Raw genomic sequence first — 6,905 nt, forward strand, 5'->3', positions numbered from 1 at the left:
TCGCGGACGTGATCGGCGCCCCGGGCGACGGATGGCGGATCGCCATGTCGACGACGGGCAACGAGCGGGGCCTCACCCTGCGCTCCCCCGGCCGCTTCCTGGCCGCGGCGGACCGGCTGGCCGGGCTGTGGCGGGAGCGCGGCGCCGACCCCGCGCTGCGGGACCGGGTGGCGGACGCGCTGGTCGGGGCGCGCGCCTATCAGCTGTTCACGTACGCCAACGCGTCGAGGTTCGCGGCCGGCGAGCAGATAGGCGCCGAGTCCAGTCTGAACAAGGTGTTCTGGTCGGAGTACGACATCGCGCTGCACGAGACGGCGCTCGACCTCCTCGGGCAGGACGCGGAGCGGGCGGACGGGGAGTGGGCGGAGGGGTACGTGTTCTCGCTCGCGGGCCCGATCTACGCGGGGACCAACGAGATCCAGCGCGACATCATCGCCGAGCGGCTGCTCGGCCTGCCGAAGGGGCGCCGCTGATGAGGTTCCTCCTGGACGCGGAGCAGGCCGAGTTCGGCCGCACGCTGGACCGGATGCTCGGCGCGGCGGACACCCCGGCGGCGGTGCGGGCCTGGGCGGACGGGGACGCCGGTCCGGGGCGGGCGCTGTGGGCGCGGCTCGCGCAGGCCGGGGTGTTCGCGCTCGCGGTGCCCGAGGCGTACGAGGGGCTCGGGCCGCTGCCGGTCGAGCTGGCGGTGGCGTACGTGGAGCTGGGGCGCCACGCGGTGCCGGGTCCCGTGGTGGAGACGGCGGCCGCGGCGGCGCTGCTCGCGGCCCTGCCGGAGGCGACGGGCGCGGCGAAGGAGTGGCTGCCCCGGATCGCGGCGGGGGACGCGCTGCTGTCGCTGACCGGGGGCGCCTCGGGTGCGTACGCGCTGGACGCGGACGTGGCGGACGCGGTGCTGGTCGGCGACGGCGACACGCTGCGGCTCGCGGCCGGGTGCGGGCCGCTGCGGGTGTCGGCCGATCCGGCGCGGCGGCTGTCCGTCCCGGAGGGCGGCGAGGTGCTGGCCCGCGGGCCGCTGGTGCGGGCCGCGGTGGCGCGCGCGTCGGACCTCGCGGCGTTCCTGACCGCGGCCCAGTCGCTCGGTGTGGGGCTCGAACTGCTGCGCAGGACCGTGGAGTACGTGGGGCAGCGCCGCCAGTTCGGGGTGGCGATCGGCTCGTTCCAGGTGGTGAAGCACCGGCTGGCGGACGCGCTGGTCGGGCTGGAGTTCGCGCGGCCGCTGTTGTTCGGGGCGGCCCTGACCCGGGCGCCCGCCGAGGTGGCGGCGGCCAAGCTGGCGGCGGGCGAGGCGGCGTACCGGGCGGCGAGGGCGGCACTCCAGCTGCACGGCGCGGTGGGGTACACGCAGGAGCTCGACCTGTCTCTGTGGCTCAGGAAGGCGCGGCCGCTGCGCGATGCCTGGGGCGGCCCGGCGGCCTGTCGCGCGCGGGTGACGGCGGACCTGGGCGTCGCCCCCTGAGCGGCACGGGGCGAGGGACAGAAACAGGGGCAGCCACGGACCCGGCCCGGGCGTTCGCTATTTTGAACGCCGCCCGACGTGCACGACTGCACGACGTCGCCGACCCCAGGAGCCGGCCGTGGAACCCTCGCCCCAGTCCGCCACGACCCCGACGTGCTACCGCCACGCCGGCACGGAGACACACATCCGCTGCGCCCGCTGCGAGCGCCCGATATGCCCGGAGTGCATGCGGGACGCGGCGGTCGGCTTCCAGTGCCCGGAGTGCGTGCGCGAGGGGTCCCGGTCGGTGCGCGCGGCCCGCACGGTGGCCGGTGGACGGATCGCGGCCGTCCCCCTGGTCACGTACGCGCTCATGGCGGTGAACGTCCTGGTGTACGTCGCCGAGCTGGTCCGCCCCCAACTGGTCGACCGCTTGCAGATGCTGGGCATCGGGCTGATGGGGCCCGACGGCGGCGCGTACGAGTACCAGACGCCGTACCCGTCCACCTTCCACCCGGAGGGCGTGGCGGACGGCGAGTGGTACCGGCTGCTGACCGGTGCGTTCCTGCACCTGCCGCCCGGCGACTACTGGTTCGGGCTGCTGCACATCACGCTGAACATGGCGTCCCTGTGGAACCTCGGCCGGCTGGTCGAGTCGCAGCTGGGCCGCGTCCGGTACCTGGCGCTGTATCTGCTGTCCGCGCTCGGCGGCTCGGTCGCGGTGCTGCTCCTGGCGCCGGAAACACCGACGGTCGGCGCGTCCGGCGCGATCTTCGGGCTCGGCGCGGCCTACTACGTGATCGCGCGGCGCATGAAGTGGGACATGCGCCAGGTCAACCAGTTCATGGGCGCCTTCCTGCTCTGGATGATCATCTCGGCCAGGTTCGCGTCGTGGCAGGGGCATCTCGGCGGTCTGCTCGCCGGCGCGCTCGTGGCGGTGGCGCTGCTGCACGCGCCGCAGGCCCGGCGCACGCCGGTGCAGGCGGTGGCCTGCGTCGGGGTGTTCGCCCTGCTCATGGCGGTGACCGCGCTCAGAGTGGGAGCACTGGTCTGAACCGGTCGGGCCGCCGCTTACTCTGTCCCGCATGAAACGCGCAGGCTGTCTGGCCCTCTCCTTCCTCGCGGTGGCACCCCTCGCCACGGTGGCGGTCTTTCTGCTGTCCCCCGACGGGAAGAGCGACGACTCGCCCGCGCTGCCGTCGTCGTCGGCACAGCCCTACGACGAGAGCCGGTCGGCGGCCGAGCGCAGGGCCGACGACAAGCTGATAGCCGGCCTGCCGGCGGGCCTCGCGGCGCCGGCCAAGAAGGAGCTGGCGCAGCAGCTCGTGGCGAGCGCGGAGAACTCGACGCTGGACTGGCGCGGCCAGTACGGGTACATCGAGGACATCGACGACGGGCAGGGCTACACGGCCGGCATCATCGGCTTCTGCACCGGCACGCACGACCTGCTGACCCTGGTGGAGCGCTACACGAAGGCACACCCGGACAACGGTCTGGCCCGCTATCTGCCGGCGCTGCGCAAGGTCGACGGCTCGGACTCGCACGAGGGTCTCGACCCGGGCTTCACCGCGGCGTGGAAGGCGGAGGCCGGCAAGGCGGAGTTCCGCACCGTGCAGAACGAGGAGCGCGACCGGGTCTACTTCGACCCGGCGGTGCGCCTCGCGAAGCTGGACGGGCTCGGCACGCTGGGCCAGTTCGTCTACTACGACGCGATGGTGCTGCACGGTCCCGGCACCGGCCCGAGCGGGTTCTACGGGCTGCGCGAGGCGGCCCTCAAGGAGGCCGACACCCCGTCACAGGGCGGCAGCGAGAAGGCGTTCCTCGACATCTTCCTCGATCTGCGGCGCGAGGCGATGAAGGAGAAGAACCCGGACCGGGACACGACCCGGATCGACACGGCGCAGCGCCGGTTCCTCTACGACGGGAACCTGTCGCTGAAGACGCCGCTCACCTGGCAGGTGTACGGAGAAACGTTCAAGGTGCCGTGATTCACGCCGAAACGGTCCCGCGGGCAGCACGACATCTGTGAAGATGATGTGCCCAAAGCGTGGCGCCCAGGTGTGCGCCCGCCTGCCCAAAAAGGACAACACATGAACATACGCCCCGTCTTGGCCACCGCCTCCGCGGTCTCCGTCTCCGCGTTCGCCGCCGTGGCCCTGCTGGGAGCGGCCCCCGCGTACGCCACCGAGTACAGCTCGGCCCTGAAGGTACGCGGGGTCCAGTACGACGCACCGGGCCGCGACGACAACCGCTGCTCGGGCGGAAACACCGCGCAGGAGTACGTGACGCTGAAGAACTACTCCAAGTCCGCGACCATCAACCTCAAGGGCTACCTGGTGAAGGACGCGGCCGGCAACCGCTTCACCTTCACCAGGAGCCACACCCTGCAGCCCGGCGACTACGTCCGCCTGCGCGGCGGCAAGGGCACGGACTCCGACGCGAAGAACGTCGTCTACCGCAACAACTGCAACTTCCTCTGGAACAACGGCGGGGACACGATCTACCTGTACAAGCCGTCCGGCCCGCACTCGGACACGCACAAGTACACGAAGTCCGCCAACGACCGCGACGGCAACGGGTACATCGGCTTCCACAGCTGACCGGGCGGAGCGGGCGCCCGGTGAACGCACCGCGACGCCCGCCCTGTTCGTCCGGTCGGGGACTGGTCGGGCGAGCGTCGCGCTCTGTTCCGTACGCCGTTGTACGGGACGTCTATCGGGGGACCGTCACACGGCGAGTGCGCGGTCCGTCGGGCGGATCGGGGCCGGCAGGTCGGACGCGCCCGTGAGGAAGCGGTCGACCCCGCGGGCGGCCGAGCGGCCCTCCGCGATGGCCCAGACGATGAGGGACTGGCCGCGGCCGGCGTCCCCGGCGACGAAGACGCCGGGGACGTTCGTCTGGAAGTCGGCGTCGCGCTCGATGTTGCCGCGCGCGTCGAGGTCCAGGCCGAACTGCGCGACCAGGCCGTTCTCCTGGTCGGTGCCGGTGAAGCCCATGGCGAGCGTGACCAGCTGGGCGGGGATCTTGCGCTCCGTGCCCGGCAGCGGCGTCAGCTTGCCGTCGACGAACTCGACCTCGGTGAGGTGCAGCCACTGGACGTTGCCGTCCTCGTCGCCCTCGAAGTGCGTCGTCGAGACGGAGTAGACGCGCTCGCCGCCCTCCTCGTGGGCCGAGGTGACCTTGTACAGCATGGGGAAGGTCGGCCACGGCTGCGCGGCGGGGTCCCGGTCGTCGTTCGGACGCGGCATGATCTCCAGCTGCGTGACCGAGGCGGCGCCCTGGCGGTGTGCGGTGCCCACGCAGTCGGCGCCGGTGTCGCCGCCGCCGATGACGACGACGTGCTTGCCCTCGGCGGTGATGGGGGGCTGCACGAAGTCGCCCTCCTGCACCTTGTTGGAGAGCGGCAGGTACTCCATCGCGAAGTGGATGCCGTTGAGCTCGCGGCCGGGGACCGGCAGGTCGCGGGAGATGGTGGCGCCCGCGGCGACGACGACCGCGTCGTAGCGCTTGCGCAGCTTCGCGGCGTCGAGGTCGCGGCCGATCTCCACGCCCGTGCGGAACTTGGTGCCCTCCGCGCGCATCTGCTCGATGCGGCGGTTGATGTGCCGCTTCTCCATCTTGAACTCGGGGATGCCGTAGCGCAGCAGGCCGCCGATGCGGTCGGCGCGCTCGTACACGGCGACCGTGTGGCCGGCCCGGGTCAGCTGCTGGGCGGCGGCGAGACCGGCGGGGCCGGAGCCGATGACGGCGACGGTCTTGCCGGACAGGCGCTCGGGGATCTGCGGGGCGACGTCGCCCCGGTCCCACGCCTGGTCGATGATCGAGACCTCGACGTTCTTGATGGTGACGGCCGGCTGGTTGATGCCGAGCACGCACGCCGACTCACAGGGCGCCGGGCAGAGGCGGCCGGTGAACTCCGGGAAGTTGTTGGTGGCGTGCAGGCGCTCCTGCGCGGCCGACCAGTCCTCGCGGTAGGCGAAGTCGTTCCACTCGGGGATCAGGTTCCCCAGCGGGCAGCCGTTGTGGCAGAACGGGATGCCGCAGTCCATGCAGCGGGACGCCTGCTTGCTGATGACGGGCAGCAGGGAACCGGGGACGTAGACCTCGTTCCAGTCCTGGACGCGCTCGCCGACCGGGCGGGTCTTGGCGACCTCGCGGCCGTGGTTGAGAAAGCCCTTGGGATCAGCCATTGGTCGCCGCCTCCATCATCTTCTCGGTGATCTCGGTCTCGGTCAGACCGTCTCGCTCGGCGGCGTCCTTGGCGGCGAGCACTGCCTTGTACGTGCTGGGGATGATCTTGCTGAAGCGCTCGACGGCGGCGGGCCACTCGGCGAGCAGCTTCTCGGCGACCGTCGAACCGGTCTCCTCGGCGTGGCGGCGCACGACGTCGTGCAGCCACTGCCGGTCGGTGTCGTCGAGCGGACCGACCGCCGACTGGCTCGCGGCGTTGACGTTGTCGGTGTCGAGGTCGATGACGTACGCGATGCCGCCGGACATGCCGGCCGCGAAGTTGCGGCCCGTCTCGCCGAGGACGACCGCGTGGCCGCCGGTCATGTACTCGCAGCCGTGGTCGCCCACGCCCTCCGAGACGACCGTGGCACCGGAGTTGCGGACGCAGAAGCGCTCGCCGGTGCGGCCGCGCAGGTACAGCTCGCCGCCCGTCGCGCCGTACGCGATGGTGTTGCCGGCGATCGTCGAGTACTCGGCGAGGTGGTCGGCGCCGCGGTCCGGGCGGACCACGATGCGGCCGCCGGACAGGCCCTTGCCGACGTAGTCGTTGGCGTCGCCCTCCAGGCGCAGCGTGACACCGCGCGGCACGAAGGCGCCGAAGGACTGGCCGGCCGAGCCGGTGAAGGTGATGTCGATGGTGTCGTCGGGCAGGCCCGCACCGCCGAACTTCTTCGTCACCTCGTGGCCGAGCATGGTGCCGACCGTGCGGTTGATGTTGCGGATGGCGACCTGGGCGCGCACCGGGCGGGCGTCGGCCTGGTCGTCGGCCGCGAGGGCGTCGGCGGCGAGCTTGATCAGCTCGTTGTCGAGGGCCTTCTCCAGGCCGTGGTCCTGGGTGACGAGCTGGTGGCGGACGGCGCCCGTGGGCAGGTCCGGCACGTGGAACAGCGGCTCCAGGTCCAGGCCCTGCGCCTTCCAGTGGGTCACGGCGCGCTCGGTGTCGAGGAGTTCGGCGTGGCCGACGGCCTCCTCGATGGAGCGGAAGCCCAGCTCGGCGAGGAGCTCGCGGACCTCTTCGGCGATGAACTCGAAGAAGTTGACGATGTACTCGGCCTTGCCGGAGAACCGCTCGCGCAGCGTGGGGTTCTGGGTGGCGATGCCGACCGGGCAGGTGTCCAGGTGGCAGACGCGCATCATGACGCAGCCGGAGACGACGAGCGGAGCGGTCGCGAAACCGAACTCCTCGGCGCCGAGCAGCGCGGCGATGACGACGTCGCGGCCCGTCTTGAGCTGGCCA

At 72.0% G+C, this 6,905-nt stretch carries 7 protein-coding genes; 5 read left to right on the forward strand and 2 right to left on the reverse strand.

Going from position 1 to position 6,905, the window contains the following annotated elements; all coding sequences use genetic code 11:
• The 5 genes from GTW43_RS05170 to GTW43_RS05190 form a co-directional block, all read left to right on the forward strand.
• Positions 1-473 (forward strand): acyl-CoA dehydrogenase family protein (locus GTW43_RS05170; RefSeq protein ID WP_272922497.1); only part of this gene is annotated, 473 nt, incomplete at its 5' end.
• Complete coding sequence (locus GTW43_RS05175; RefSeq protein ID WP_161300424.1) at positions 473-1,459, forward strand: acyl-CoA dehydrogenase family protein; 987 nt, start codon at positions 473-475, stop codon at positions 1,457-1,459. The genes GTW43_RS05170 and GTW43_RS05175, both read left to right, overlap by 1 nt.
• A 118-nt stretch (positions 1,460-1,577) precedes the next feature.
• The gene (locus GTW43_RS05180; protein ID WP_161300425.1) at positions 1,578-2,492 is read left to right on the forward strand and encodes a rhomboid family intramembrane serine protease; all 915 of its coding nucleotides are present in this window, start codon (positions 1,578-1,580) and stop codon (positions 2,490-2,492) included.
• Positions 2,493-2,523: 31 nt separating this feature from the next.
• Positions 2,524-3,426 carry a chitosanase gene (locus tag GTW43_RS05185; RefSeq protein WP_237536416.1) on the forward strand — a complete coding sequence of 301 codons (903 nt, stop codon included), beginning with the start codon at positions 2,524-2,526 and terminating at the stop codon, positions 3,424-3,426.
• A gap of 102 nt (positions 3,427-3,528) precedes the next feature.
• Positions 3,529-4,038 carry a lamin tail domain-containing protein gene (locus GTW43_RS05190; protein ID WP_161300426.1) on the forward strand — a complete coding sequence of 170 codons (510 nt, stop codon included), beginning with the start codon at positions 3,529-3,531 and terminating at the stop codon, positions 4,036-4,038.
• Between the two features lie 126 nt (positions 4,039-4,164).
• Here GTW43_RS05190 and GTW43_RS05195 read toward each other — a convergent pair whose 3' ends face one another.
• Both GTW43_RS05195 and GTW43_RS05200 read right to left on the reverse strand, forming a co-directional pair.
• Positions 4,165-5,628 carry a glutamate synthase subunit beta gene (locus GTW43_RS05195; RefSeq protein WP_161300427.1) on the reverse strand — a complete coding sequence of 488 codons (1,464 nt, stop codon included), beginning with the start codon at positions 5,626-5,628 and terminating at the stop codon, positions 4,165-4,167.
• Positions 5,621-6,905, reverse strand: a 1,285-nt coding sequence (locus tag GTW43_RS05200) for a glutamate synthase-related protein (protein WP_237536417.1), incomplete at its 5' end; no start/stop codon positions are given. The genes GTW43_RS05200 and GTW43_RS05195, both read right to left, overlap by 8 nt.

It is taken from the genome of Streptomyces sp. SID5785 (assembly GCF_009870065.1).
In the GTDB taxonomy this organism is placed as follows: Bacteria; Actinomycetota; Actinomycetes; order Streptomycetales; family Streptomycetaceae; genus Streptomyces.